The sequence below is a fragment of the Actinocorallia libanotica genome (assembly GCF_039525175.1).
GTDB lineage: Bacteria > Actinomycetota > Actinomycetes > Streptosporangiales > Streptosporangiaceae > Actinocorallia > Actinocorallia libanotica.
The window spans coordinates 298,143-322,070 of the sequence record NZ_BAAAHH010000004.1; the positions used below are offsets into that span (position 1 = coordinate 298,143).

Annotated in this window: 24 protein-coding genes; 16 read left to right on the plus strand and 8 right to left on the minus strand. The window is 72.7% G+C overall.

Annotated elements, in window-relative coordinates:
- Nucleotides 1-44: 44 nt before the first annotated feature.
- Nucleotides 45-1,016: a helix-turn-helix transcriptional regulator gene (locus ABD140_RS08245; RefSeq protein ID WP_344238468.1), complete on the plus strand. Its 972-nt coding sequence runs from the start codon at nt 45-47 to the stop codon at nt 1,014-1,016.
- Here ABD140_RS08245 and ABD140_RS08250 read toward each other — a convergent pair.
- From ABD140_RS08250 to ABD140_RS08260, 3 genes are all read right to left on the minus strand, one after another.
- A complete protein-coding gene (locus ABD140_RS08250; protein WP_344238470.1) occupies nt 1,000-2,349 on the minus strand; it encodes a fibronectin type III domain-containing protein in 1,350 nt (449 codons plus the stop codon). The genes ABD140_RS08245 and ABD140_RS08250 overlap by 17 nt on opposite strands.
- Nucleotides 2,350-2,417: 68 nt before the next feature.
- Nucleotides 2,418-3,449 carry a chitinase gene (locus tag ABD140_RS08255; protein ID WP_344238472.1) on the minus strand — a complete coding sequence of 344 codons (1,032 nt, stop codon included), beginning with the start codon at nt 3,447-3,449 and terminating at the stop codon, nt 2,418-2,420.
- A 100-nt stretch (nt 3,450-3,549) separates the two neighbouring features.
- Complete coding sequence (locus ABD140_RS08260) at nt 3,550-4,467, minus strand: hypothetical protein (protein ID WP_344238474.1); 918 nt, start codon at nt 4,465-4,467, stop codon at nt 3,550-3,552.
- A gap of 85 nt (nt 4,468-4,552) precedes the next feature.
- Here ABD140_RS08260 and ABD140_RS08265 point away from each other — a divergent pair, with 85 nt between their 5' ends.
- From ABD140_RS08265 to ABD140_RS08290, 6 genes are all read left to right on the plus strand, one after another.
- Nucleotides 4,553-6,097 carry a long-chain-fatty-acid--CoA ligase gene (locus ABD140_RS08265; RefSeq protein WP_344238476.1) on the plus strand — a complete coding sequence of 515 codons (1,545 nt, stop codon included), beginning with the start codon at nt 4,553-4,555 and terminating at the stop codon, nt 6,095-6,097.
- An 80-nt stretch (nt 6,098-6,177) separates the two neighbouring features.
- Nucleotides 6,178-6,948, plus strand: coding sequence for an arylamine N-acetyltransferase family protein (locus ABD140_RS08270; protein ID WP_344238478.1), 771 nt, complete (start codon nt 6,178-6,180; stop codon nt 6,946-6,948).
- Between the two features lie 86 nt (nt 6,949-7,034).
- A complete protein-coding gene (locus ABD140_RS08275; protein ID WP_344238480.1) occupies nt 7,035-7,520 on the plus strand; it encodes an RICIN domain-containing protein in 486 nt (161 codons plus the stop codon).
- A gap of 79 nt (nt 7,521-7,599) precedes the next feature.
- Nucleotides 7,600-8,121: a PadR family transcriptional regulator gene (locus ABD140_RS08280; RefSeq protein ID WP_344238482.1), complete on the plus strand. Its 522-nt coding sequence runs from the start codon at nt 7,600-7,602 to the stop codon at nt 8,119-8,121.
- Between the two features lie 20 nt (nt 8,122-8,141).
- Nucleotides 8,142-8,834, plus strand: a complete 693-nt coding sequence (locus tag ABD140_RS08285) for an ABC transporter ATP-binding protein (RefSeq protein ID WP_344238484.1) — start codon at nt 8,142-8,144, stop codon at nt 8,832-8,834.
- Entirely contained in the window at nt 8,831-11,146 is a 2,316-nt protein-coding gene (locus tag ABD140_RS08290) for an FtsX-like permease family protein (RefSeq protein ID WP_344238486.1), read from the plus strand. The genes ABD140_RS08285 and ABD140_RS08290 overlap by 4 nt, the downstream gene beginning before the upstream one ends.
- Before the next feature lie 15 nt (nt 11,147-11,161).
- On the opposite strand, the gene ABD140_RS08295 is transcribed toward ABD140_RS08290, so the two are convergent.
- The gene (locus ABD140_RS08295) at nt 11,162-11,794 is read right to left on the minus strand and encodes a TetR/AcrR family transcriptional regulator (protein ID WP_344238488.1); all 633 of its coding nucleotides are present in this window, start codon (nt 11,792-11,794) and stop codon (nt 11,162-11,164) included.
- Between the two features lie 231 nt (nt 11,795-12,025).
- Between ABD140_RS08295 and ABD140_RS08300 the strand changes: the two genes are divergently transcribed.
- Genes ABD140_RS08300 through ABD140_RS08315 form a run of 4 tightly spaced genes read left to right on the plus strand, consistent with a single transcriptional unit; the run spans nt 12,026 to nt 14,799 of the window.
- Nucleotides 12,026-12,484: a nitroreductase family deazaflavin-dependent oxidoreductase gene (locus ABD140_RS08300; protein ID WP_344238490.1), complete on the plus strand. Its 459-nt coding sequence runs from the start codon at nt 12,026-12,028 to the stop codon at nt 12,482-12,484.
- Nucleotides 12,485-12,541: 57 nt separating this feature from the next.
- Nucleotides 12,542-13,201, plus strand: coding sequence for an ArsR/SmtB family transcription factor (locus tag ABD140_RS08305; RefSeq protein ID WP_344238492.1), 660 nt, complete (start codon nt 12,542-12,544; stop codon nt 13,199-13,201).
- Nucleotides 13,198-13,482 (plus strand): sulfurtransferase TusA family protein, encoded by a 285-nt coding sequence (locus tag ABD140_RS08310; protein WP_344238494.1) that lies wholly within the window; start codon nt 13,198-13,200, stop codon nt 13,480-13,482. The genes ABD140_RS08305 and ABD140_RS08310 overlap by 4 nt, the downstream gene beginning before the upstream one ends.
- 51 nt (nt 13,483-13,533) lie before the next feature.
- The gene (locus ABD140_RS08315; protein WP_344238496.1) at nt 13,534-14,799 is read left to right on the plus strand and encodes an MFS transporter; all 1,266 of its coding nucleotides are present in this window, start codon (nt 13,534-13,536) and stop codon (nt 14,797-14,799) included.
- A gap of 74 nt (nt 14,800-14,873) precedes the next feature.
- Here ABD140_RS08315 and ABD140_RS08320 read toward each other — a convergent pair whose 3' ends face one another.
- Both ABD140_RS08320 and ABD140_RS08325 read right to left on the minus strand, forming a co-directional pair.
- Nucleotides 14,874-15,878: a MerR family transcriptional regulator gene (locus ABD140_RS08320; RefSeq protein WP_344238498.1), complete on the minus strand. Its 1,005-nt coding sequence runs from the start codon at nt 15,876-15,878 to the stop codon at nt 14,874-14,876.
- A gap of 6 nt (nt 15,879-15,884) precedes the next feature.
- Nucleotides 15,885-16,553, minus strand: a complete 669-nt coding sequence (locus tag ABD140_RS08325) for a HEAT repeat domain-containing protein (protein ID WP_425544084.1) — start codon at nt 16,551-16,553, stop codon at nt 15,885-15,887.
- A 203-nt stretch (nt 16,554-16,756) separates the two neighbouring features.
- On the opposite strand from ABD140_RS08325, the gene ABD140_RS08330 reads away from it, so the two are divergent.
- A complete protein-coding gene (locus ABD140_RS08330) occupies nt 16,757-17,515 on the plus strand; it encodes a FadR/GntR family transcriptional regulator (RefSeq protein WP_344238500.1) in 759 nt (252 codons plus the stop codon).
- A 47-nt stretch (nt 17,516-17,562) separates the two neighbouring features.
- Here ABD140_RS08330 and ABD140_RS08335 read toward each other — a convergent pair whose 3' ends face one another.
- Nucleotides 17,563-18,795, minus strand: a complete 1,233-nt coding sequence (locus ABD140_RS08335) for an acetyl-CoA C-acetyltransferase (RefSeq protein WP_344238502.1) — start codon at nt 18,793-18,795, stop codon at nt 17,563-17,565.
- A 130-nt stretch (nt 18,796-18,925) separates the two neighbouring features.
- On the opposite strand from ABD140_RS08335, the gene ABD140_RS08340 reads away from it, so the two are divergent.
- From ABD140_RS08340 to ABD140_RS08350, 3 genes are read left to right on the plus strand one after another with little or no spacing between them, the layout of a single operon-like run.
- Complete coding sequence (locus ABD140_RS08340; protein ID WP_344238504.1) at nt 18,926-19,678, plus strand: SDR family oxidoreductase; 753 nt, start codon at nt 18,926-18,928, stop codon at nt 19,676-19,678.
- 40 nt (nt 19,679-19,718) lie between these two features.
- Complete coding sequence (locus ABD140_RS08345; RefSeq protein WP_344238506.1) at nt 19,719-20,891, plus strand: acyl-CoA dehydrogenase family protein; 1,173 nt, start codon at nt 19,719-19,721, stop codon at nt 20,889-20,891.
- Nucleotides 20,888-21,835, plus strand: coding sequence for an acyl-CoA dehydrogenase family protein (locus ABD140_RS08350; protein WP_344238508.1), 948 nt, complete (start codon nt 20,888-20,890; stop codon nt 21,833-21,835). The genes ABD140_RS08345 and ABD140_RS08350 overlap by 4 nt, the downstream gene beginning before the upstream one ends.
- 81 nt (nt 21,836-21,916) lie before the next feature.
- Here ABD140_RS08350 and ABD140_RS08355 read toward each other — a convergent pair whose 3' ends face one another.
- A complete protein-coding gene (locus tag ABD140_RS08355; RefSeq protein WP_344238510.1) occupies nt 21,917-22,462 on the minus strand; it encodes a hypothetical protein in 546 nt (181 codons plus the stop codon).
- Between the two features lie 404 nt (nt 22,463-22,866).
- On the opposite strand from ABD140_RS08355, the gene ABD140_RS08360 reads away from it, so the two are divergent.
- A complete protein-coding gene (locus ABD140_RS08360) occupies nt 22,867-23,649 on the plus strand; it encodes an HAD-IIA family hydrolase (RefSeq protein ID WP_344238512.1) in 783 nt (260 codons plus the stop codon).
- The last annotated feature ends 279 nt before the right edge of the window (nt 23,650-23,928 follow it).

Genomic DNA, 23,928 nt, shown 5'->3' on the forward strand with positions numbered 1-23,928 from the left:
GCTTAGGGCAGAACCAGTCCTAAGCGGAACGCAATCTGAAGGGCATGACGAAGACCTCGACCCGGCTTCTGGAACTGCTGTCGTTGCTGCAGACCCCGCGCGAGTGGTCCGGCACCGAATTGGCCGAACGCCTGGGCGTCACCACCCGCACCGTCCGCCGCGACATCGAGCGGCTGCGCGAGCTCGGCTACCCGGTGCACGCCACGCGGGGCACCGCCGGGTACCGGCTGGGCGCGGGCGCGTCGCTGCCTCCGCTGCTCCTGGACGACGAGGAGGCGGTCGCCGTGGCCGTCGGGCTGCGCACGGCCGCGGGCGGCTCCGTCGCGGGGATCGAGGAGACGTCGGTGCGGGCCCTCGCCAAGCTGGAGCAGGTCCTCCCGCCGCGGCTCCGCCACCGCGTGCGGACCCTGCACACCTCGACCGTCCGGGTCGGTCCCGCCGGACCCGTCGTCGGCCCCGACGTCCTGATGGCCGTCGCCGAGGCGTGCCGCCGCCGGGAACGGCTGCGCTTCGACTACACCGGCGCCCGCGGAGACACGGCGGTCCGCGCGGCCGAGCCGCACGGCCTCGTCAGTTTCGGCCGCCACTGGTACCTGGTGGCCTGGGACGTCGACCGCGAGGACTGGCGCGTCTTCCGCGTGGACCGGCTCACCCCGCGCACGCCCACCGGTCCGCGTTTCGCTCCGAAGCCTCCTCCGGACGGCGACTTCGCGACCTACCTGGCCCACCGGCTGTCCGCGCGCACCTGGCCCTTCCAGGCCGTTGTCACCCTGCACGAACCGGCCGAGGCGCTGGCCGAACGCGTCTGGCCCGGCATGGGCGTCCTGGAGGCGGTGGACGAGCGCAGCTGCCTCCTGCACGTCGGCGCCGAGGCCCCGGCGGACCTGGTGTGGATGATCACTTCGATCGACGCCGACTTCACCCTCGTCAGCGGCCCCGCGGAGCTCGCCGACGCCCTGCGCGCCCAGGCGGCCCGCTGCCTGGGCGCGCTGGATCCGGTCAGAGGCCGGCGGTGATGCGGGTGAACTGCCAGGGTTCCTGGTCGACGCCGCTGCAGGTGGAGGTGACGTCGCCGGGGCAGGGGCGGTCGCGGTTGACCGACCAGAAGGCCAGGCGGCCCAGGCCGCGGGCGGAGGACCAGTCGCGGACGGCCTTCCAGGTGGCGGGGGTGGTCGTCTCCTGCTGGTCGGATTTGCCGTTCATGCCAGAGATGCCCATTCGGGCGTAGGCGGTCCGGTCGTCCCAGCCCCAGGTCGAGGTCAGGGCGTTCTTGAGGCCTTCGGCGGCGGCGACGGTGTCGGCGTACAGGTCGGCGCCGTTGAAGTTGAACGGCATGATCGTGTAGTTGTCGATGTCGGTGCCGAACGCCTTGGCCTGGCGGATGAGGCGCAGTCCCCACTGGTCGGGGCCGTTCTTGCCGGTGCTGATCGTGACGATGACCCGGACGCCGGGGTTGCGCCGCTTCACGGTCTTCAGCGCGCGCAGGATGCGGTCCTGGACGGCGGCGTTCTGCAGTTCGTCGGTGTTCTCGATGTCGAAGTCGACCGCGGCGGGGCCGTGCGCGTCGATGACCTTCTGCACGGCGTCGGCGTAGGCCTGCGGGCTGGTGCAGGCGGGACCGAGCTTGCGGCCGGACCAGCCGCCGAAGGAGATCTGGACGCCGCCGCCCGCCGCCTTGATCCGCGCGATCGCCTGCGCGTCGGCGCCGCCGCGAAGCGGGCGGCTTCCGTCCCAGGCGGGGTTGCAGCCGCCGTCGGAGAGCACGAAGGCCATCGTGAACGACCTGATGCCGGTCGCGTCCATCACCGTCTTCACGTCCGGCGGATTTCCCCAGCCCAGGTGGAGGTACGCCGTGGCCATCGGGTTCCCCGACGGCGCCGAGGGGGTGCAGCCGCGGGTCTTCACCTGGACGGTCCTGCGCCGGGACTCGCCCTTGGCGCTGAACGCCACGACCTCCAGCCGGTACGTCCGGCACGCCTTCAGGCCCTCGACCCGCAGCTCGTTGCCCTTGCCCCCGGCCAGGAGCCTGGTTCCGTCGTACACGCGGTAGCCGGTGACGTCGTCCGAGGCGTCCCACTTCAGCGACACGCTGGAGGTGTTCGCCGTCGTCACGGGCACGGCGGGCGGCTTCAGCCCCGCGTTCTTCTCGGTGTGCTGCGGCGGCGGCGCGGACTGGTCCAGGTTCGTCGCGGACTCGTTCGGCTCCGGTGTCCGCGAGACGGCCGTCGGGACCTCGTTCTTCCCGCCGTCCTCCCGGCCGTCCGCCGTCAGCGCCACGACGGCGCCCGCGCCGATCCCTCCGGCCACGATCCCGGCGACGACTCCGATGCCCAGTTCAACGCGCCTCATGAGCCTCCTCGGCCGGGATGGAGAACGGCCACACCAGCGTAAGGCACGCGTTCTCCGGTACTAAGGGATCAGAAGCCGGCGGTGATGCGGGTGAACTGCCAGGGTTCCTGGCGGACGCCGCTGCAGGTGGCCCGCACGTCGCCGGGGCAGGGGCGGTCGCGGTTGACCGACCAGAAGGCCAGGCGGCCCAGGCCGCGGGCGGAGGACCAGTCGCGGATGGCCTTCCAGGTGGCCGGAGTGGTGACCTCTTTGTCGTCGGAGTGACCGTTCATACCGGAGATGCCCATATGACGGTAAGCGGTGCGGTCGTTCCAGCCGCGGACGGAGACCAGTGCGCGCTTCAGGCCCTGGGCGGCGCGGATGGTGTCGGCCCGCGTGTTGGAGCCGTTGAAGTTGAACGGCATGATCGTGTAGTTGTCGACGCCCACGCCGAACGCCTTGGCCTGCCGGATGAGGCGCAGGCCCCACCGGTCGGGGCCCTTCTTGCCGGTGCTCATCGTGACGATGATCCGCAGGCGGGGGTTCTTGCGTTCCACGATCTTCAGGCCGCGCAGGATGCGGTCCTGGACGACGGCGTTCTTCAGCTCGTCGTTCTCCATGTCGAAGTCGACGGCGACCGGGCGGTACGCCTTGATGACCTTCTGCACCGCGGCGGCGTACGCCTGCGGGCTGGTGCAGGCGGTGCCGAGCTTGCGGCCGGACCAGCCGCCGAAGGAGATCTGGACGCTGCCGCCCGCCGCCTTGATCTGCGCGATGGTCCGCGCGTCGGCGCCGCCCTTGAGCGGACGCCGGCCGTCCCAGGCGGGGTTGCAGCCGCCGTCGGAGAGCACGAAGGCCATCGTGAAGGACTTGAGCCCCGTGGCCTTCATCACCTTCTGCATCTTCGGGGGGCGTCCCCAACCCAGGTGCAGGTAGGCCGTCGCGGTGCTGTTCCCGCCGGAGGCGCCCTGCTTCAACGGCTCCGAGGCCGTCGTGGGCGCGGCCAGGACCGCGGGTTTCTCCGTGTCCGGCTCCGAGCCGTCCGTCAGGAGGACGCCTGCGCCGACGCCCACCGCCACGACACCGGCGGTGATCCCGACACCCAGTCCTGCGCGCCTCATGCGACTCCTCAGCCGTGAACCGAAACGCGCATAAGCGTAAAGCACTACCCATCAGGAGCAATGCCAAAACCGGCGTTAAACCGTGACGAAGATCAATATGTTACGAAGATCCGGAGAACACCACGGCGGAGACCGGCATCGCCGGGTTCTGACGGCCCATCAGGGACAGGGTGAACCCGTGCCCCGGCACCCTTCCGCACAGCTCTCCCGGCTCGACCGCCACGCCCAGCGCCGCCAGGTCCGCCACGACGTCGGCGTAGGGGCGGTCCAGCAGGGGCACGTCGCGGAACCTCGCCGTGCCCTTGGCCCCCACGTAGCTGATGACCAGCCTCTTCAGCCGCTCGTCCTCGTCGAACGTCAGGATCAGGCCGTGGTCGAAGTACCAGTCCTGGGCCGCCCCGCCGTAGCCCGGGACGCTCTGCAGCGCCGGCCCCAGCCGTGCGCGCAGCTCCCACCGGTCCTGCCCGAGCCGCACCGCCCGCGTGCCCTCCCCGGACACCAGGTCGTGCTCGGTGATCGCCGGGACGCCCGGCTCCCGGGACATCCTGATCACGCCCTCCGCGGGGCTGCGGAGGAAGACACCGACCGACTCCACGCCCAGGGAGTCGTCCTCCACGTCCACCGCCGTGAGGTTGAACCCGGCCTCGGGCACCTCGCAGCCCGCCTCGCCGTCGACCACCCGGTGACCGCGCGCCCGCAGGTCCGCCACGACCTTGCCGTAGGGGCGCCCGGTCAGCAGGACGTCGTCGTAGTGGGCCGGGGCGGCGTCGTGGATCTCCAGGTAGTAGAGGCGGTCGGTGTCGTCGTAGCACAGGATCAGGTCGCCCTCGAGGTAGTGGTCGCACACCCCGGTGTCCCAGAAGGCCTTGCGGAACGTCCGGATCTCGCCCACCGCGTCGCCCAGCGCCCGGGTGAGCCGCCGGTCGATCTCGCGCCGGGTCATGCCGAGCAGGAGCGGCTTGGCGAGCAGCCCGCCTATGCCCTGGAAGGGCAAGATCCCCCACCCGAAAAGACTCATCCGGAAATGATGGCAGATCGTGCTTGCGTCCATGGGTGGGCTTGAGGGGAGGATCGGGGGTTTCGACGAGGCCGAAGGAGGCTCGATGTCGGTGAGCGGTTGGGGCGGAGCCCACTGGTCGGACCATGTGGCGCGGCACGCCTACACGCGTCCGGAAGCCGTCGCGTTGCGTTTCGAGGGGGCCTCCACGACCTGGGCGGAGCTGGATCGGCGGATCCGCGCCCTGGCGGGCGGGCTGCACGCGCGGGGCGTGCGGCGGGGCGACCGGGTCGCGGTGCTGATGACCAACCGGCCGGAGTTCGTGGAGACCGTCGTCGCGGCGAACCTGCTGGGCGCGATCGCCGTCCCGGTGAACTTCCGCCTGTCGGCGGCCGAGGCCGCCTACATCGTCGCCGACAGCGGCGCCCGCGTGCTGGTCGCCGACGGCGGCCTGGCCCCGCTCACGGCGGCGGTGCGCGCGAGCGGCGACTCCGGGCTCGCCTGCCTGGTGGCGGGGGAGCCCGTCGACGGCGCCGAACGCTACGAGGACGTGCTGGCCGAGGCGGCCGAGCCGCCGGCCGTGCCGGTCGACGAGCGGGACACAGCTTTGATCATGTACACCTCGGGCACCACGGGGCGGCCCAAGGGCGCGATGCTCTCGCACCTGAACCTGCTGATGCAGTCCTTCACCCTCATCCGGGCGTGGCGGCTGTTCGGCGACGACGAGGTCAACCTGTGCGCGTCGCCGCTGTTCCACATCGGCGCGATCGGCTCGGTGGCGCCGATGCTGATGGTCGGCGCCACCACCGTGATCCTGCCGAGCGGCCGGTTCGACGCCGCCGCGGTCCTGGAGCTGATCGAGTCCGAGCAGGTCACCAGCGCCTTCCTCGTCCCGGCGCAGTGGCAGCTGCTGTGCGCGGAGCCGTCGGCCCCGCGGCGGGCCGGCTCGCTGCGGACCATCAGCTGGGGCGCGGCGCCCGCGACGGTGACGCTGCTGGAGCGCATGGCCGAGGTGTTCCCGCACGCGGCGAACGTCGCGGTGTTCGGGCAGACCGAGATGTCCCCGGTCACCTGCGCGCTGGAGGCCGGCGACGCGCTGCGCAAGATCGGCTCGGTGGGCAGGCCGGTCGCGACGGTCGCGGCGCGGATCGTGGACGCCGGCATGAAGGACGTCGCGCCCGGCGAGGTCGGTGAGATCGTCTACCGGGGCCCGTCCACGATGGCGGGGTACTGGAACGACCCGCAGGCCACGGCCGAGGCGTTCGAAGGCGGCTGGTTCCACTCCGGCGACCTGGTGCGGGCCGACGAGGAGGGCTTCCTCTACGTCGTCGACCGCAAGAAGGACATGATCATCTCGGGCGGGGAGAACATCTACTGCGCCGAGGTGGAGAACGCCCTGGCCGCGCACCCCGCCGTCGCCGAGGTGGCGGTGGTCGGCGTCCCGCACGACAGGTGGGGGGAGACGCCGCTGGCGGTGGTCGTCCCGGCCGCCGGCGCGCAGGCGCCGACCGCGGCGGAGCTGGCCGAGTGGTGCCGGGAGCGGCTGGCCTCCTACAAGAGGCCGACGGCGGTCGTCGCGGTCGCCGAGCTGCCGCGCAACGCCTCGGGCAAGGTGCTCAAGCACGAACTGCGCGCGGCGCACTCCGGCTGAGGCCGCCCGCGTCACCCTGCCCTCGGTGTTCTGCGGAGTGGCTCCCGGATCGGGAGCTTTCGTCCTGGCACACTGAGCGGGTGGACGAGGAACAGATCGGGTTCTATCTGGCGAGGATCGGCGCGGCCAGGCCGGAGGAGCCCGATCTGGCGGGGCTGCGCGTCCTGCAGTACGCCCACCTGCGGGCGGTCCCCTTCGAGAACCTGAGCATCCACCTGGACGAGCCGATCGTCCTGGAAGAGGCATCTCTCTACGAGAAGATCGTCCTGCGGCGCAGGGGCGGCTTCTGCTACGAGTTGAACGGCCTGTTCGCCGCGCTGCTGCGCGCCCTCGGCTACGAGGTGACGCTGCTGGCGGCCCGCGTCCGCGGCTCCGGCGGCGCCCTGGGCATCCCCTACGACCACCTGACCCTGCGCGTCGACCTGGACGAGCCCTGGCTGAGCGACGTCGGCTTCGGCGAGTTCACCGACGCGCCCCTGCGCCTGGACGCCCGCACCCCGCAACACGACCCCGCCGGCGTCTACCGCGTCACCGAGGAGGACGGCTTCCTCGAAGTCCACGACACCGAAGGCTCCTCCCTCCTCATCGATCCCCGCCCCGCCGCCCTCGCCGACTTCAAGGCGGCCTGCTGGTGGCACCGCACCTCGCCCGAATCCCCCTTCACCCGCGGCCTGACCTGCAGCCTGCGCACCCCCGGCGGCCGCGTCACCCTCAGCGGCGCCAAACTCATCACCACCGAGCACGGCGTCCGCAGCGAGAACGTCCTCCCCGACGACGACGCCGTCCTGGCCGCCTACCGCTCCCGCTTCGGCATCGCCCTCGACCGCGTTCCCGTCCTCCGCACCGGCTGAGGCACGACTCCGCGTTCACCCCGAAACGGCGAGTGCCCTGTGTCATGATCTGTTACTGATCGTGGTCATCGCTGGAGGGGGTCGTCATGCGTGGTCGCCTGTTGTGCGCCGCCGCCGTCGTGGGCGCGGCGGGCGCCGTGGCCGTTGGAGGGGTCGCGGCGGGGGCGGCGCCGGTGCAGCCGGGGGTCTACCAGATCGCCACACCCGCCGGGCAGTGCCTGAGCGGGACGGGGGAGGCGGACGTGTCGTTGTGGCTCGGGCCGTGCGAGGGAACGGGCTGGCAGGTGGAGGCCGCCGAGGGCGGTTACGTGATCCGGCACGGGGTCACGGGCAAGTGCCTGGCTCCCTCCCTGCTGCGGATCTACCCCCAGCGGGTGGGCACCCAGGACTGCGGGGCCGGGGAGGAGCGGTGGACGCTCACCCCGCTCGAGACGGCGGACGGGCGGCAGTGGGTGCGCATCACGCGGCCGGACTACTACAACTCCCTGTCGTGGCTCAACGAGAGGGAGCCGGTCTTCCTGCTGCCGCAGAGCCAGACCGGCAACCAGCGCTGGGAGCTCAGAAAGACCTGACCCCGCCCGCGGACCGTCGCGGCGGTCCCCTCCGGTCAGCTATACACTCAGTGTATAAACAGTGTGTAGAGTGTGCCGCATGTCCGTCGGTCTCACCCTTCTCGGCCTGCTGGAATCCGGCCCCCGCCATGGCTACGACCTGAAGCGCTCCTACGACGAGCGGTTCGGCCGCGACCGGGCGCTGCACTACGGCCAGGTCTACTCGACCCTGGCGCGCCTGCTGAAGAACGGCCTCGTGGAGGTGGAGTCCGAACCCGGCGACGGGCCGGAGCGCAAACGGTACGCGATCACCTCGGCCGGCGTCTCCGACGTGGCCGACTGGCTGGACCGGCCCGAGCCTCCCGAGCCGTACCTGCAGAGCACCCTCTACGCCAAGGTCGTCCTGGCACTGCTCACCGGCCGCGACGCCGCCGACCTGCTGGACGTCCAGCGCGCCGAGCACCTGCGGCTGATGCGCGAGCTCACCCGCCGCAAGAGCGAGGGGGACCTGGCCGACCAGCTCATCTGCGACCACGCCCTGTTCCATCTGGAGGCCGACCTGCGCTGGCTGGAGCTCACCGCCGCCCGCCTCGACCCGCTCGCCGCCCAGATCCGTTCCTGATCCCCCCGGGAGAACCCCCTATGGCCCGCCCCGCGCACGAACCGCTCCTGACCGCCCACGACCTGCATCTGAGCTTCGGTTCCACCCGGGCGCTGGACTCCGCCTCGCTGCAGGTGCACGCCGGTGAGATGCTGGCGCTGATGGGGCCGTCCGGTTCCGGCAAGTCCACGCTGCTGCACTGCCTGGCGGGAATCCTCACCCCCGACTCCGGACGGGTGGGCTACGCCGGCCGCGACCTGTCGGCGATGTCGGACGCCGAGCGCAGCGCGCTGCGCCGCACCGAGTTCGGCTTCGTCTTCCAGTTCGGGCAGTTGGTGCCCGAACTGACCTGCCTGGAGAACGTGGCGCTGCCGCTGCGCCTGTCCGGCGCGAGCCGCCGCGAGGCCCAGCGGCACGCCGCCGAGTGGCTGGAGCGCCTCGAGGTCGCCGACGTCGCCGGCAAGCGCCCCGGCCAGGCCTCCGGCGGTCAGGGGCAGCGGGTCGCCGTCGCCCGCGCCCTGGTCACCGGCCCGCGCGTCGTCTTCGCCGACGAGCCGACCGGAGCGCTGGACTCCCTCAACGGGGAGCGCGTGATGCGGCTGCTCACCGCCGCGGCCCGCGACACCGGCACGACGGTCGTACTGGTCACCCACGAGGCGCGCGTCGCGGCGTACTCCGACCGCGAAGCCGTCGTCCGCGACGGCCGCGTCCGCGAACAGGAGCGCGCCCGATGAGCCCCGCTCCGGTACGACGGCGCCCGGCGCCACTGCGGTGGTGCACCGAACTGGCGCTGGGCATGCGCCTGAGCGTGGCGGGCGGCCGCTCCGGCTGGGCACGGCTCGTCATGATCTCCCTCGGGGTGGGACTCGGTGTCGCGATGCTCCTGGGCGCCGCGACGATGCCGGCCCTGACGGCGGCCCGCGACGCCCGCGGCGCCGCCCGCGCCGTGAACATCGGGGAGACCGTGCCCCGCGGCGCCGACACCATGCTGGTCACCCAGATCCGGTCGGAGTACCAGGACCGGCTGATCGACGGGTGGCTGCTGCAGCCGGAAGGCGACCGGGCTCCGCTGCCCCCCGGGGTGGACCGCCGGCTCGCTCCCGGTGAGATGGCGGCCTCACCCGCCCTGGCCCGGCTGATGGCCTCCAGCGAGGGAGAACTGCTGCGGGAACGATGGGGCGGACGGGTGGTCGCCACGATCGGGGAGGCCGGGCTGTCCGGTCCCGGGGAGTACTACTTCTACCTCGGCACGGATCGGCTGACCGAAGGTCCCGCCGAACGGATCCGGTCCTTCGGCTCTCCGGGCTTCCCCGGCTCGCCGCTGCCGCTGGTGCTGCTGCTGCTGGCCATGGTCGGCCTGGTGGCGGTGCTGCTCCCGGTGGGGATCTTCCTGGCCGCCGCGGTGCGCTTCGGCGGCGAGGCCCGCGACCGGCAGCTGGCCGCGCTGCGGCTCGTCGGCGCGGACACGGCCATGACGCGCCGGATCGCGGCGGGGGAGACCCTGGCCGGGGCGCTGCTGGGCGTCGTCGCCGGCGGAGTGTTCTACGGCGCGGCGGGCCTGCTGGCGAGCCGGTTCGCGCCTTCGGACATGAGCTTCTACCTCGCCGACTTCCGGCCGGTTCCGGCGCTCGCGGCGCTGACCGTGGTGCTGGTTCCCGTCGTCGCGGTGCTGGTCGCGGTGGCCGCGCTGCGCCGGGTGGAGGCCGGACCGCTCGGCGTGGTCCGCCGCGGCGGCGACCGGCGCCGCCGGTTGTGGTGGCGGCTCGTCCTGCCCGCGGCGGGCCTGGTCCTGCTGTACCCGCTGCACGCCGGGCTCTCCGGCCTCACGGACCGGGTCGTGTACCAGGCGATGGCGGGGGTGGCGGCGCTGCTGGCCGGTGTCACACTGCTGCTGCCCTGGCTGGTGGAGGCGTTGGTCCGCCGCCTGGGCGGCGGGGGCGTCGCCTGGCAGCTGGCGGTGCGGCGGCTGCAGCTCGACAACGGCACCGCGGTGCGCGCGGTCTCCGGCATCGCCGTCTCGGTCGCCGGGGCCATCGCGCTGCAGGGGCTGCTCGCCGCCGCTCAGACCCAGTACACGATGGACACCGGATACGACACCGACCGGTTCCAGGCGGTCGTGCAGCCCCGAGAGGAGGGGAACGCCCCGGAAGGCGGCTGGAAGGCGGCGCTGGGGAAGACGGCCGGAGTCAACGCGGTCAGTTCCGTAGGCCTGGTGCTGCCCGATCCGTCCGGCGCGCCGGAGTCCATCGAGTTGCAGATCGGCGACTGCGCCGGGCTGCGGCAGTTCGCCGAGTTCGGCGGCTGCACCGACGGGGATGTCTTCGTCATCACCGATCCGGGCACATCCGTGCCCCGCCCCGGCACCGTCTACACCTTCGACGCGCTCTCCGGGTCCGAAGCGGGGACACGGTGGAAGCTGCCCGCCGAGGCCCGTGCCGTCCCCTCCACCGCGGGAGGCCTCCGCGGCAGAACGTCCATCCTGGTCACGCCTTCGGCGCTGCACGGCGTCCGGCTCGACCCCGTCGCCGTCGACTTCTACGTCGCTCTGGACTCCTCCGACCCGTACGCCCTCGAGCGCGTGCGCAACACCGCGGCTCAGACGGATCCGAGCGCCTCCGTCTGGACCGTCCAGGAGCGGGCCGTCGACGCCACCCTGGCCAAAATCAGGAAATGGCTCCTCGTCGGCGCCACCGCCCTGCTGCTGCTCATCGGCGCGAGCATGCTGGTCAACGTCGTCGAGCAGCTCCGCGAACGCCGTAGGCCGCTCGCCGTGCTCGTCGCCTTCGGCACCCCCCGCGCCACCCTGGCCGGCTCCGTCCTCTACCAGGTGGCGATCCCCGTCCTCCTCGGGCTCACCCTGGCCGTCGCCACCGGCACCGGCCTGGCGGCGATCCTCCAGACCGCCGCCGGCACCCCCGTCCACTTCGACTGGCTCGGCATCGGCGCCACCTCCGGCACCGCCGCCCTCGTCATCCTCCTGACCACCGCCGCCAGCCTCCCCCTCCTGTGGCGCCTCACCCATCCCGGCGGCCTCCGCAGCGAGTGACCCGGGGCGGCATCGCTAGGGCGCTGTGCCCTTCGGGGCGGACGGTCGGCGGGGGTCGCGGAGGAAGCGGGCGAACCAGCGGCGGAGGTAGGCGCGGAATTCGTCGGGGGTGCGTGAGGGGCGGCCGTGGTCGATGACGAAGGACTGCAGGAGGCGGAGCATGAGCTCGACGAGTTCGTCGAGGTCGGTGTCGGTGTAGCCGCGCCCGGCCCAGTCGATGGCGAAGCGGGTGAGGACGGTGCGGCCGAAGGCCATCGCGGTGGGTGAGGTGATGCCCTGGGTGAAGGCGTCGGCGCGGCCGCTGGCCAGCAGGATCCCCAGGTACGGTTCGTGCGGCAGCCGGTCGAGGGTGTAGTGGAAGCCCTCGGCCAGGATCTCGGCGTCCTCCTCCAGCGGCGCGACGTGCGCGGCGAGGGCGTCGAGGAAGCCGCCGACGGCCTGCTGGGCGGTGGCCACGAGGAGCTCCTCGTGGCCGGCGAAGTAGAAGTAGACCGTCTGCCGGGTGACGCCCAGCTCCTTGGCGACGTCGGCCAGCCGCGTCCTGGATCCGTACCGGTCGATGCACCGCATCGCCGCGCCGATGATCCTCTCCCTGGCTTCGGCGTCATCGCGCGGCGGGGAGCCCCGCCACCCGTGGGTTCTCACCATCCCGCCGCTCCCGCGGGCGTCTCGACCATGTTCATGCCCACCAGGGTGGCACGGAGCCGGACCGCTCAGCGATCTCCCGCCCCTCTTGACTAGACGACACGACTTCTATGTATGGTCGTCTTGCGACGGTGATCGCCATCCCCCGGCCCCGGCCGTACCAGAACGAAGGGACCCACCCCGATGGGCCGTTTCTCTCTTCCCGACGAAGCCCCTCAGGGTCTCGACTCCCCGGTGACCGCACGCGCGATCAAGGTCATGTCCCGGGTCCAGGTGAAGCTCTTCCAGCTCACCAACGGACGCGTCGGCAGCAAGTGGCGGGTCGGCGCCGGGTTCAAGAAGCCCGTCCCGACCCTTCTCCTGGAGCATCGGGGACGCAAGTCCGGCCGGCTGTTCACCACCCCGCTGCTGTTCCTCGACGACGGGGCGGACCTCGTCATCGTCGCCTCGCAGGGCGGCCTGCCGAAGCACCCGCAGTGGTACCGCAACCTGACCGCGCACCCGGAGACCAGGGTCCGCCTCCGGGGCCGCCGCGATGTCGCCGTCGTGGCGCGTGAGGCGACCGGGCGGGAACGCGCCGACCTGTGGCCCCGGCTGGTCGAGCTCTACGCCGACTTCGCGAAGTATGCGGCCTGGACGGATCGGGAGATCCCCGTCGTCATCCTCACGCCGCGCACCGGCGGCAGCGCGTAGGCGAAATACCGCCGGGCTCCTCCCGTCTCCTACACTCTTCCAAAGATTATTGGAGGAATGGTGGAGCCGGAGTCGAAGGCCGTGCTGTGGGAGGAGTTCGCGCGGGTCGCCAAGGCGTTGGCGTCGCCGTCGCGGCTGGCGCTGCTGGACCTGCTGGCCCAGCGCGAGTACGGGGTGGAGGAGCTGGCGGCCGCGGCCGGGTTGCGGGTGTCGAACACCTCGGCCCAGTTGAAGGCCCTGGCCGCCGCGGGTCTGGTGGTCTCGCGCCGTTCGGGGACGCGGGTGCTGTACCGGGTGGGTGACCCGCGGGTGACGGCGCTGGCCGAGCAGCTCAAGCGGGTCGCGGTCGAGGTGCTGCCCGCGGCCGACGTCGCCGCCCGCGCCCTGCTGGGAGCCGAAGCGCAGCCGGTGGACCGGGCGGAGCTGAAGGCGCGGCTGGCCGACGGCGGCGTGGTCGTGGTGGATGTGCGGCCGTCCGCCGAGTACGCCGCGGGCCATATCGACGGCGCGCTGGGCATCCCCCTGGACGAGCTGGAGGCCCGGCTGGACGAACTCCCCGAGGACGTCGAGGTCGTCGCCTACTGCCGCGGCCGCTTCTGCGTCCTGTCGGTCGACGCGGTGGCCGTCCTGCACGCGCACGGCCGCGCCGCCCGGGTCCTGGACGGCGGCGTCGCCGAGTGGGCGGCCGACGGCCTGCCCGTCGCGGGTGCCGCGTGAGCGCGCCGCAGCCGGTCGTCGTCGACGGCGGGGACAAGGCGTGCGTGCGGCTGCTGCTGGAGCTGCGCGCCCGCCTGGAGGGGCTGTCCGTCGGCACCGTGGTGCACCTGATCGCCACCGATCCCGCCGCGCCCCTGGACCTGCCCGCCTGGTGCCACCTGACCGGCCACACCTACCTCGGCCCGGTCGCCGGCGACGACGGCCGTCCCGTCTACGGGCTGCGGGTCAGCGCCGCCCCCGCCCCGACCCGGCCGGACGCCCCCTGGCACCGCCGGCCGTGATCCCGCGCCCCGCACCGGACCACCCTCCCGCACGTTGAAAGGCCCCTCGCGATGACCACCGCCCCCACCGGCCCCGCCGCGCCCGCGGACGGGCTCCCCGCGCACCCGGCCCAACGGCGGATCCTCGCCGTCCTGGTCGCCGCGCAGATTCTCAGCGGCGCGGGCCTGGCCGCCGGGATCACCGTCGGGGCGCTGCTCGCCCAGGACATGCTGGGCGCCACCGGCCTGGCCGGGTTGCCCAGCGCCCTGTTCACCCTCGGATCGGCCGCCGCCGCGATCACCGTCGGACGCCTGTCGCAGCGCTCCGGCCGCCGCCCCGGCCTGGCCGCCGGATACGCCGCGGGCGCGCTCGGCGCGCTCGGCGTGGTCGCCGCCGCGGCCTGGGACGTCCCGGCGCTGCTGTTCACCGCGCTGTTCGTCTACGGTGCGGGCAGCGCCACCAACCTGCAGGCCCGCTACGCCGGAGCCGACCTCGCCGCCCCGGCCCGCCGGGCGCGGGCCGTCAGCACCGTCCTGGTCGCCACCACCGCCGGCGCCGTCATCGGCCCCAATCTCGTCACCCCCCTCGGCCGCCTCGCCGAGACCCTCGGCATCCCGCCCCTGGCCGGGCCCTTCCTGCTCGCCGCGGCGTCTTACGCCGCCGCGGCCGCCGTCCTGGCCGTGTTCCTTCGACCGGACCCGCTCACCACGGCCCGCGCCCTGGCGGCCGCCCCGAGCACCGCGAACGGCGGCGAGGACGCGCCGAGGCCCGGCGCCCGGCCGCTCCTGCTGCTCGGCGTCCTGATCATGGTGCTGGTGCAGCTCGTCATGGTCGCCGTGATGACCATGACCCCCGTGCACATGGGCCGCCACGGCCACTCCGTCGGCGCCGCGGGCCTCGTCATCGCCGTCCACGTCGGTGCCATGTACCTGCCCTCGCCCCTGTCGGGACTGCTCGTCGACCGGTACGGGCCGCGGCTCACCGCCGCCCTGGCGGGTCTGACCCTGCTGGCCGCCGGGCTCCTGGCGGGGCTCGCGCCCGCCGACTCGCTCCCCCTGCTCGCGCTCGCCCTCGGGCTGCTGGGCCTGGGCTGGAGCTTCGGCCTGATCGCCGGAACCGCCATCGTCACCGACACCGTCCCGCTGGCCGCCCGCGCCCGCACCCAGGGCCTGGTCGACGTCGCCATCGCCGTCGCCGGAGCAGGCGGCGGGCTCGCCTCCGGCCTGGTGGTGTCCGCCACCGGGTTCCCCGTCCTGGCCGTGGGCGGCGGACTGATCGCCCTGGCGATCATGCCCGCGATCGCCGTCACCTCCCGCGTCCGGCCCCGCCCGCACTGACCCGGAGGGGTTCCTTCGGCCGGCCGACGGGATCTCTCCGAGGGGCCGCGCCCTGTTCGGACCCCGCGGAGCCGTTAGTGCGCGTTGCGCAGTTTGAGGATGTATGTCGCGGTAAGCGCGACAGCTCGGTCTTCGTCATGCGACAACTCCGCGAGGGCGCGTGACGCCGTCTCTCCCGGGATGTCCGCGAGCGCCTGGGTCAGCCGCCGGCGTGCGGCCGATCCGGTCGAGGCCCGGGCCAGGAGGTCGACGAGCCCGGCGGCGATCCGTTCCGCCGACGCCGGATCGCTCGACAGCGTGCTCAGCGCGTCGGCCGCGTCGGTGTCGTTCGCCCCTTCGACGACCATGTCGATGAGCGCCGGGACCGCGTCGGCCACGCCGCGGGCGCCGAGCGCCAGGGCCGCGTGTCCGCGGACCGCGCGGTCGGGGTCCGCGAGGGCGTCCCGCAGCGGCGCGGTCGCCCCGCCGTCCGTCATCTCCACGATGGCCCGGACGGCGCGTTCGCGCACCTCGGCCGCCGGTGCGGCCAGGCCCTCCGCCAGCAGCGCCAGTCCGCCTTCTCCCGATTGCGCCAGAGCCCAGCGCAGGGCTCCGGCGACGTTCGGATCCGGCTCGTTCAGCACCGCCTCGACCAGCGCCTCCACCGGCAGCGGGACCTCTTCGCCCAGGGACAGGGCCGCGCGCTGGCGCCTGCCGGCGTTCTCCGAGCCCAGGTCCTGGAGGATCGCCACGATCTGGAGGACGTCCTCCCAGCCCGCGGGTTCGGCGGCGGCGATCCGGCCGAGCCGGGCGAGCAGCTCCGTCTCGGCCGCGATGCGCTCCCGCGTCCGGCGGACGAGGTCGTCGACGAGCTCCGCGGGCCTGAAGCCGGGATCGTCGAGGGCTCGCTTGACCTCACGCAGCGGCAGCCCCAGGGATCGCAGGCTCTCGATGTGGAAGATCCGCCGGATGTCCTCGCCGGAGTACTCGCGGTAGCCGGCGCCGGTACGTCCCGTCGGCCGCAGAAGACCGAGCGATTCGTAATGCCTGAGCATGCGGGCGCTGACCCCGGACCTTCGCGCCACGTCACCGATCAGCATCGCCCGTCACTCCTCCCGGCCGGTCGCGCCCAGTGCCATGATGCGCTTCGCCTCCTCGACCGCGGCCTCGAATCCGGCGTCCGGGTCGTGCAGCAGCCGTTCCGTGGCGATCGCGTGCGCGCGCACGCGGGGGTCGGGACCGGTCGCCGCGGCGCGCAGGACGGGTACGACCGCCTCGCCGAGGGCGATCAGCGCCCGGCTGAGGCTCAGCCGCGTCTCGCGTCCGCCGCGGCCGAGCTGCGTCGCCAGCACCGCGGCCAGCCCGGGTTCCCCGCCCTCGGGCACGAGCACGACCGCCGCCCGCCAGGCGCTGCGCGCGACCTCGTCGTCGGCGTCGGCCAGCAGCTCCCGGGTGATCGCCGGCCACGCCCGCCGATCACCGATCTTGGACAGCGTGTGCAGCGCCTGGCTCCGCGCCTGCGCGCGCTCGGAGCGGACCTCGGCGAGCAGCGCGGGGACCGTCATCGACGCCGGGTGGCGGGTGAGCGCCCAGGTGAGCATGTCGCGCACGTAGAAGTCGGGTTCGACCGCGCACCGCTCGACGAGCTCGCCGACGAGTTCCGGATCCGGGGCCGTGCCGATCGCCAGCACCGCCTGCAGCCTGACCGACGGGTCGCCGCTCTCCAGCCCTCGGCGAACGCGCTTCGTGTTCGTGCCCTCTTCCGACATGGTCATGGGAACCACCTCCTCGCCGCAGTGAAGACCTTGTCACCGTGTCAAGGTCAAACGGGGGACGACGGCCGTACCTCCGGACGGTGGCGCTTTTCTTTAGAAGATAGTATTCATAGTATAGTTTTGCGGATAGGGTGCCGGGGGTTCGGCGTCGAGCCTGCCCCGGTGGCCCCGTCCGTCGAAGGTTCTCATCCGGGGAGTGGGCAGTGCAGCTCAGGCAGCCGCGACTGGCGGAGATGGTCGCCGCCATCCTGCGGGACCGAATCCTGGGCGGCGAGCTCGCCGACGGGGACGAGCTGCCGGCGCAGGACGAGCTGCTGCGCGAGTTCCAGGTCAGCCGCCCCTCGCTGCGGGAGGCGCTGGGCATCCTGGAGGCCGAGGGGCTGATCACGGTGCAGCGCGGCAACAGGGGCGGGTCGGTGGTGCACGTGCCGACGGCCGCCAACGCCGCCTACATGATCGGCCTGGTCATGCAGTTCCAGCGTACGTCCTACACCGATGTCGGCGAGGCGCTCAAGCGGCTGGAGCCGGTGTGCGTCTCGCTGTGCGCCACCCGGGAGGACCGGGCCGCCGAGGTGCTGCCGCGGCTGCGGCTGATCCACGAGCGGACGCTCGAGGCGGTGGACGACGAGGTGGAGTTCACCCGGGTCACCCGCCAGTTCCACGAGGCGCTGGTCCAGCTGTGCGGCAACCAGACGCTGATCCTCATCACCGGCACCCTGGAGTCCCTGTGGGCCTCCCAGGAGCAGGCGTGGGCGTCGCGCGCGCTGGAGGCCGGCGACTTCCCCGACGTGGCGCGCCGGGAGACGGGCATCCGCGCCCATGAGCGGATCATGCGGCTGATCGAGCAGGGCGAGGCCGAGCAGCTGGAGGTCTTCGCCCGCGCCCACCTGGACAACACCATGCGCTACGGCCTCGTCCCGGGCGAGGCCGTGGTCTCCTCCCAGGCCCTGCGCGGCCGCTGAACGACCCGTACGGGCCCCGGTGCCGGGACCCGTACGGAACGCGCGGATCAGCTGAGGCGCTCGATGACCATGGCCATGCCCTGGCCGCCGCCGACGCACATCGTCTCCAGGCCGAAGGTGCCGTCCTTCTCGCGCAGCCCGTTGAGCAGCGTGCTGGTGATGCGGGCGCCGGTCATGCCGAAGGGGTGGCCCAGGGCGATGGCGCCGCCGTGGACGTTGACCTTGTCGATGTCCAGGCCCAGCTCCCGGTAGGAGGGCACGGCCTGGGCGGCGAACGCCTCGTTGATCTCCACCAGGTCCAGGTCGGCGGCGGTCAGCCCGGCCAGCGCCAGGGCGCGCCTGGAGGCCTCGACGGGGCCGAGGCCCATGATCTCCGGGGAGAGGCCGGACACGCCGGTGGAGACGACCCGGGCGAGCGGCGTGACGCCCAGCTCGGCGGCCTTGGTGTCGCTCATGATCACCAGGGCGGCGGCGCCGTCGTTGAGGGGGCAGCAGTTGCCGGCGGTGACGGTGCCGTCCTCGCTGAAGACCGGCTTGAGCCCGGCCAGGGACTCGGCGCTGGTCGCGGGGCGGGGGCAGTCGTCGGCGGTGACGAGGGTGCCGTCGGCCAGCTCGACGGGGGTGATGTCGCGCTCGTAGAAGCCCGAGGCGATGGCCTGCGCGGCCAGCGTCTGCGAGCGCAGCGCGAACTCGTCCTGCTCGGCGCGCGAGACGCCGCGCAGGGCGGCGACGTTCTCGGCGGTGCGGCCCATGGCGACGTAGACGTCGGGCAGCTCGCCGGCCTGGCGGGGGTCGTCCCACTTGCCGGCCTGCCAGCCGCGGGCGCGGGCCTCGGCGAAGGCCGGGTGGTGCCAGCCGAAGTCGGCGGCGGTGCCGGCGTCGACCGGGGGCCGGTCGCTGGTGCCCTTGGCGTAGTTGCTCACCGACTCGGTGCCGGCGGAGATGACGATGTCGGCCTCGCCGGCCTTGATCGCGTGCAGCGCCATGCGGGTGGTCTGCAGCGAGGAGGAGCAGTAGCGGGTGACGGTGGCGCCGGGCACCTGGTCGTAGCCGAGCAGGACCGAGACGACGCGGGCCATGTTGAAGCCCTGGGGGCCGCCGGGGGATCCGCAGCCCAGCAGCAGGTCGTCGATGTCGTCGGGGGTGATCTGCGGCACCTTGGCCAGCGCCGCGGAGATCATCCGGGCGGCGAGCTCGTCGGCGCGCAGGTCCTTCAGGGAGCCCTTGTAGGCGCGGCCGATGGGGGAACGGGCGGTCGCGACGATGACTGCCTCGGGCATGGTGCTCCTTGCGTAGGGGCCGGTTGCTTGTTTCTTAGAAGATAGCTATCTTCTAAAAGAAAGACGAGTCGCCACAAGGGGGGCACCCTCATCTTGGAGGGGCTCGACCGGAAGGAAGTGGGGAATACCGATGAGCGGGATGCTGAGCGGGAAAGTCGTCCTGGTCACCGCCGCCGCCGGGGCGGGGCTGGGTTACGCCACCGCCCTGAAGTGCGCGCAGGAGGGTGCCCGCCTGGTCATCAGCGACATCCACGAGCGCCGCCTGAACGAGGCGGCCGAGAAGCTGGCCGAGGCCACCGGCGACAAGCCCGTGGCGATCCCCTGCGACGTCAGCGACAGCGCCCAGGTCGACGCCCTGGTCGAGGGCGCGATCGCGCAGGCCGGACGCATCGACGTGCTGGTCAACAACGCCGGCATGGGCGGCGACCAGGCCGTGGTGGACATGACCGACGCCGAATGGGACAAGGTCATCGACATCAGCCTCACCAGCGTCTTCCGCATGACCCGCGCCACGCTGCGCCACATGCTGCCGCGGAAGTCCGGTGTGATCGTCAACCTGGCGTCGGTCTCCGGCTGGCGGGCCCAGGAGCGCCAGGCCCACTACGCCGCCGCCAAGGCCGGCGTCATGGCCTTCACCCGCTGCACGGCGATGGAGGCGGCCCCCGCCGGGATCCGCGTCAACGCCGTGGCGCCCAGCCTGGCCATGCACCCCTTCCTGGAGAAGACCGTCAGCGCCGAGCTGCTGCAGGAGCTGACCTCCAAGGAGGCCTTCGGCCGGGCCGCGACCCCCGAGGAGGTCGCCAACGTGGTGCTCTTCCTGGCCAGCGACCTGTCGTCGTACATGACCGGTGAGGTCGTGTCGGTCAGCAACCAGCACCCGTGAGAGAGGACCCGATGAAGAGCACGGCCGAGGGGAACCGCTGATGGACCTGAATTTCACTCCCGAAGAGGAGAAGTTCCGCGCCGAGGTGCGGGCGTGGCTGGAGGCCAACGTGCCCGCCGAGCCGCTGCCCTCCTTCGACACCGCCGAGGGCTTCGCCGCCCACCAGGAGTGGGAGGCGCGGCTGCACGGCGCGGGCCTGTCGGTGGTGACGTGGCCGGTGGAGTACGGCGGCCGTGAGGCCTCCCTCACCGAGTGGCTGATCTTCGAGGAGGAGTACTACCGGGCGGGCGCGCCGGGCCGAGTCGGCCAGAACGGCATCTACCTGCTGGCGCCCTCCCTGTTCGAGTTCGGCACCCCCGAGCAGAAGGCCCGCTTCCTGCCGCCGATGGCGCGCGGCGAGGAGGTCTGGGCGCAGGGCTGGTCGGAGCCCGAGGCCGGCAGCGACCTGGCCAACGTGCACAGCCGCGCCGAGAAGGTCGACGGCGGCTGGCTGGTCAGCGGCCAGAAGACGTGGAGCTCGCGCGCGGTGCACGGCCACTGGCTGTTCGCGCTGGTGCGCACCGACCCCGACTCGGTCCGCCACCACGGCCTGACCTACTTCCTGCTCCCGCTGGACGCCCCGGGCGTGACGGTCCGCGGCATCCACCAGCTGGACGGCTACGCCGGTTTCGCCGAGGTGTTCCTGGACAAGGTGTTCGTCCCCGACGACCAGGTGCTGGGCGAGGTCGGCCAGGGCTGGAAGGTGGCGATGTCCACCACCGGTTCCGAGCGCGGCCTGACCCTGCGCTCCCCGGGCCGCTTCCTGGCCGCCGCCGACCGCCTGGTCGAGCAGGCGCGCGAGGCGGGGCCGCTGGACGACCGGCTGCGCGAGGACGTCGCCGACGCCTGGATCAAGACGCGCGCCTACCAGTCCTACACCTTCCAGACCCTCACCCGGATCCTGGACGGCGAGAGCATCGGCCCCGAGTCCAGCATCAACAAGATCTTCTGGTCGGAGATGGACCTGCGGCTGCACGAGACGGCGCTGCGGGTGCTGGGGCCGGCGGGCGAGCTGGTCGAGGACGCCCCGGACGCCGTGGCCGGCGGCCGCTGGGCCGACGGCTTCCTGTTCGCGCTGGCGGGACCGATCTACGGCGGCACCAACGAGGTGCAGCGCAACATCATCGCCGAGCGGGTCCTGGGCCTGCCGAGAGAACCGAGGAGCAAGCGATGAGGCTGGGCCTGACCCCCGAGCACAAGCAGTTCGGCGACGCGGTCGCGGGCCTGCTGGAGACCCGCGGCGGAGCCGAGGACCTGTGGGAGCGCCTGGCCGAGCTGGGCGTGCCCGCGGTGCTGGTCGCCGAGGAGTACGAGGGCGCCGGCGGCGACGAGGTCGACCTGGTGGCCGTCCTGGAGCAGGCCGGGCGCGCGGCGCTGGGCGAGCCGGTGGTGGAGGCCGCGGTCGCGGCCCGCCTGCTGGCCGGCATCGGCGGCGAGCTGGCCGCCGAGTGGCTGCCGAAGCTGGCCTCGGGCGAGGCGCTGGTCGTCGCGGCCCCAGGCCCGTACGTGCCGCACGCCGACCGGGCCGGCCTGGTGCTGGTCGGCCAGGACGGCGCCTGGTACGCGGTGCGGCCGGAGCCCGGCTCGCTGACCGTCCAGAAGTCCGTGGACCCGCTGCGCCGCCTGTCGGCGGTGCCGGTGCCCGAGGGCGCCGTCCCGGTGGCCGAGGGCGCGCTGGCGGCCGAGGCCGTCGACCGGGGCGCGGCGCTGACGGCCGTCCAGCTGGTGGGCGTCGCCCGCCGCCTGGTCGACCTGGCGGTGCGCTACGCCGGTGAGCGCAGCCAGTACGGCCGCCCCATCGGCTCCTTCCAGGGTCTGCAGCACCAGATCGCCAACGCCCTGGTGGACGTGGAGTTCGCCCGGCCGGCCGCCTACAAGGCCGCCTACGCGCTGGCCAAGGGCGAGCCCGAGGCCTCCCTGGACGCCTCGGGCGCCAAGGCCCTGGCCTCCGACGCAGCCCTGCACGCCGCGAAGGTCTCCCTGCAGGTCCACGGCGCCATCGGCTACACCATGGAGCTCGACCTGCACCACTGGCTGCGCCGCGCCTGGAGCCTGGCCTCGGCCTGGGGCGACGCCTCCCACCACCGCCGCGCGGTGGCCGCGACGCTGCTCGGCTGACGCCGGAAACCGGAAGAAGGCTCGTTCTTCGCTCCTGTCGGGAGAGCGAGAACGAGCCTTCTTCGATCGGCGGGGGAGGGATCAGAACAGGTTGATCTTCTGGTTGTAGACGCCGGAGCCGGGGCTGCTCTCGCCCTTGACGTTGTAGACCGCGCTGACGGTGGCGGTGCCGGGGCACAGGAAGCTGCTGCCGGACTGCTTGCTGGCGGAGGCGTTGACCAGCTCGATCTGGGCCTCGGCGGTGCTGGTGCTGTTGCGGGCCGTGGCGGTGAGGTTCCCGGCGTAGTAGCAGGTGATGCCGAGGGTGGCCACGACCTTGATCTTGAAGCCGTTGATGGTCGCGGTGCCGCCGTTGATGCCGCCGGTCCACGACAGGTTCTGGGCGGTGACGGTCGCCGCGCAGCCGCTGAAGGTGGCGGAGTTGATGGTCAGCGGGTTGGAGGGGGAGCCGGAGGCGAGGCTGCCGGTCAGGACGGAGCCGGTGCAGTTGCCGGCGGAGGTGGTCATCGTGCCCACCAGGGTCGCCTGGATGTTGCCGTTGAAGGCGGCCGCCGAGGCGGGGCTGGCGAGCGCCAGGACGGTGGCGCCCGCCGCCGAGGCGGCGGCGAGTACGCGGATGGTCTTCATGGGGGCCTTCTCCGTTCTGGAGTGAATCTGGTCACCGTGAACGTAAGAAAAGGCCCAACTCCGGTCAATAGGTGAAACTTCTTCGGATCTGGCCGGAAGACGACGCACGTTCATGTTTGCCGGTGCGCAAAAGCAGGAACGGCGCCCCGCGCCGGGAGAGCCCGGTCGGGACGCCGTCCACGTCGCGGCGCGGTGTGCGGGGTCGCCTCTCGGCGAGTTGCGCAACGCGGCTCCAGCCGGACGGTATTCCGCGAAGGCGATAGGTGAGGCCCGGGGACACCGAGCACACCGGCCACGTCTTCCACAACAGACGCCGCCCGCCCGTTGTTCCCGCCCCTCCCCGCCGGATCCCCGGCCGAGTCGCGCGGGCGGGCGCGGGGGGTGTGGGCTGCGAGAATACGACCATGAAGGACCTCAAGGCGATCGAGTACTGGCTTTCGGACATGGACGGCGTCCTGGTGCACGAGGGGGTGCCGATCCCGGGGGCCGACGCCTTCCTGTCGAAGGTCGTCTCCTCGGGCCGGCGGCTGCTGGTGCTGACGAACAACTCGCTGTACACCCCGCGCGACCTGTCGGCGCGGCTGGCCGCGGCGGGCCTGGACGTGCGGCCGGAGTGGATCTGGACGTCGGCGCTGGCCACCGCGCAGTTCCTGGCCGACCAGCGCCCGCACGGCAGCGCCTACGTCATCGGGGAGGCGGGGCTGACCACCGCGCTGCACGGGGTCGACTACATCCTGAGCGATCTCAACCCCGACTACGTGGTGCTGGGGGAGACGCGCAACTACAGCTTCGACCAGATCACCCGGGCGGTGCGGCTGATCGAGCGGGGCGCCCGGTTCATCTGCACCAACCCCGACCCGGTGGGGCCCTCCCAGGAGGGTTCGCTGCCGGCGTGCGGCGCCGTCGCCGCGATGATCACCCGGGCGACGGGGGTGGCGCCGTACTTCGTGGGCAAGCCCAACCCCCTGATGATGCGCAGCGCCCTGCGCCGGATGGGCGGGCACAGCGAGTCCGCCGCGATGATCGGCGACCGGATGGACACCGACGTGGTCTCGGGCATGGAGGCGGGGATGGAGACGGTCCTGGTGCTGTCGGGGGTGACCCGCCGGCACGAGATCGAACGCTTCCCCTACCGGCCCTCCCGCGTCTTCGACTCGGTGGCGGACCTGGTGGAGATGGTGGAATGATTATTCTCCCCGGTAGTACATTTCACTACAAAGCCACCGGGAGAAAAGTACTTGTTAGTACTTAATAACGGTTCACAAGGAAATGCCGTTCTTGCCCCCCTTGCCTTTCTTATCGCTATAGCCTCCTGGTCCTGAGAGACGAAATCAGGGAAGGGGCGGCGGTGGCGGCGATCGAGGAGGGCCTGGCCGCCGCACTGGACATCCCCGGTGCCCAGGCGGCCACCCTGGTGGACTTCGCCGCCGGGCTGCCCCTGGCGGCGGGGGGGGGGGGGGGCGGCG

Bases quoted from the DNA above. Each gene is read 5' to 3' on its own strand.
- ABD140_RS08245 (WP_344238468.1), top strand. From the start codon at position 45: ATGACGAAGACCTCGACCCGGCTTCTGGAACTGCTGTCGTTGCTGCAG.
- ABD140_RS08250 (WP_344238470.1), bottom strand. From the start codon at position 2,349: ATGAGGCGCGTTGAACTGGGCATCGGAGTCGTCGCCGGGATCGTGGCC.
- ABD140_RS08255 (WP_344238472.1), bottom strand. From the start codon at position 3,449: ATGAGGCGCGCAGGACTGGGTGTCGGGATCACCGCCGGTGTCGTGGCG.
- ABD140_RS08260 (WP_344238474.1), bottom strand. From the start codon at position 4,467: ATGAGTCTTTTCGGGTGGGGGATCTTGCCCTTCCAGGGCATAGGCGGG.
- ABD140_RS08265 (WP_344238476.1), top strand. From the start codon at position 4,553: ATGTCGGTGAGCGGTTGGGGCGGAGCCCACTGGTCGGACCATGTGGCG.
- ABD140_RS08275 (WP_344238480.1), top strand. From the start codon at position 7,035: ATGCGTGGTCGCCTGTTGTGCGCCGCCGCCGTCGTGGGCGCGGCGGGC.
- ABD140_RS08280 (WP_344238482.1), top strand. From the start codon at position 7,600: ATGTCCGTCGGTCTCACCCTTCTCGGCCTGCTGGAATCCGGCCCCCGC.
- ABD140_RS08285 (WP_344238484.1), top strand. From the start codon at position 8,142: ATGGCCCGCCCCGCGCACGAACCGCTCCTGACCGCCCACGACCTGCAT.
- ABD140_RS08290 (WP_344238486.1), top strand. From the start codon at position 8,831: ATGAGCCCCGCTCCGGTACGACGGCGCCCGGCGCCACTGCGGTGGTGC.
- ABD140_RS08295 (WP_344238488.1), bottom strand. From the start codon at position 11,794: ATGGTGAGAACCCACGGGTGGCGGGGCTCCCCGCCGCGCGATGACGCC.
- ABD140_RS08305 (WP_344238492.1), top strand. From the start codon at position 12,542: ATGGTGGAGCCGGAGTCGAAGGCCGTGCTGTGGGAGGAGTTCGCGCGG.
- ABD140_RS08315 (WP_344238496.1), top strand. From the start codon at position 13,534: ATGACCACCGCCCCCACCGGCCCCGCCGCGCCCGCGGACGGGCTCCCC.
- ABD140_RS08320 (WP_344238498.1), bottom strand. From the start codon at position 15,878: ATGCTGATCGGTGACGTGGCGCGAAGGTCCGGGGTCAGCGCCCGCATG.
- ABD140_RS08325 (WP_425544084.1), bottom strand. From the start codon at position 16,553: ATGACCATGTCGGAAGAGGGCACGAACACGAAGCGCGTTCGCCGAGGG.
- ABD140_RS08335 (WP_344238502.1), bottom strand. From the start codon at position 18,795: ATGCCCGAGGCAGTCATCGTCGCGACCGCCCGTTCCCCCATCGGCCGC.
- ABD140_RS08340 (WP_344238504.1), top strand. From the start codon at position 18,926: ATGAGCGGGATGCTGAGCGGGAAAGTCGTCCTGGTCACCGCCGCCGCC.
- ABD140_RS08345 (WP_344238506.1), top strand. From the start codon at position 19,719: ATGGACCTGAATTTCACTCCCGAAGAGGAGAAGTTCCGCGCCGAGGTG.
- ABD140_RS08350 (WP_344238508.1), top strand. From the start codon at position 20,888: ATGAGGCTGGGCCTGACCCCCGAGCACAAGCAGTTCGGCGACGCGGTC.
- ABD140_RS08355 (WP_344238510.1), bottom strand. From the start codon at position 22,462: ATGAAGACCATCCGCGTACTCGCCGCCGCCTCGGCGGCGGGCGCCACC.
- ABD140_RS08360 (WP_344238512.1), top strand. From the start codon at position 22,867: ATGAAGGACCTCAAGGCGATCGAGTACTGGCTTTCGGACATGGACGGC.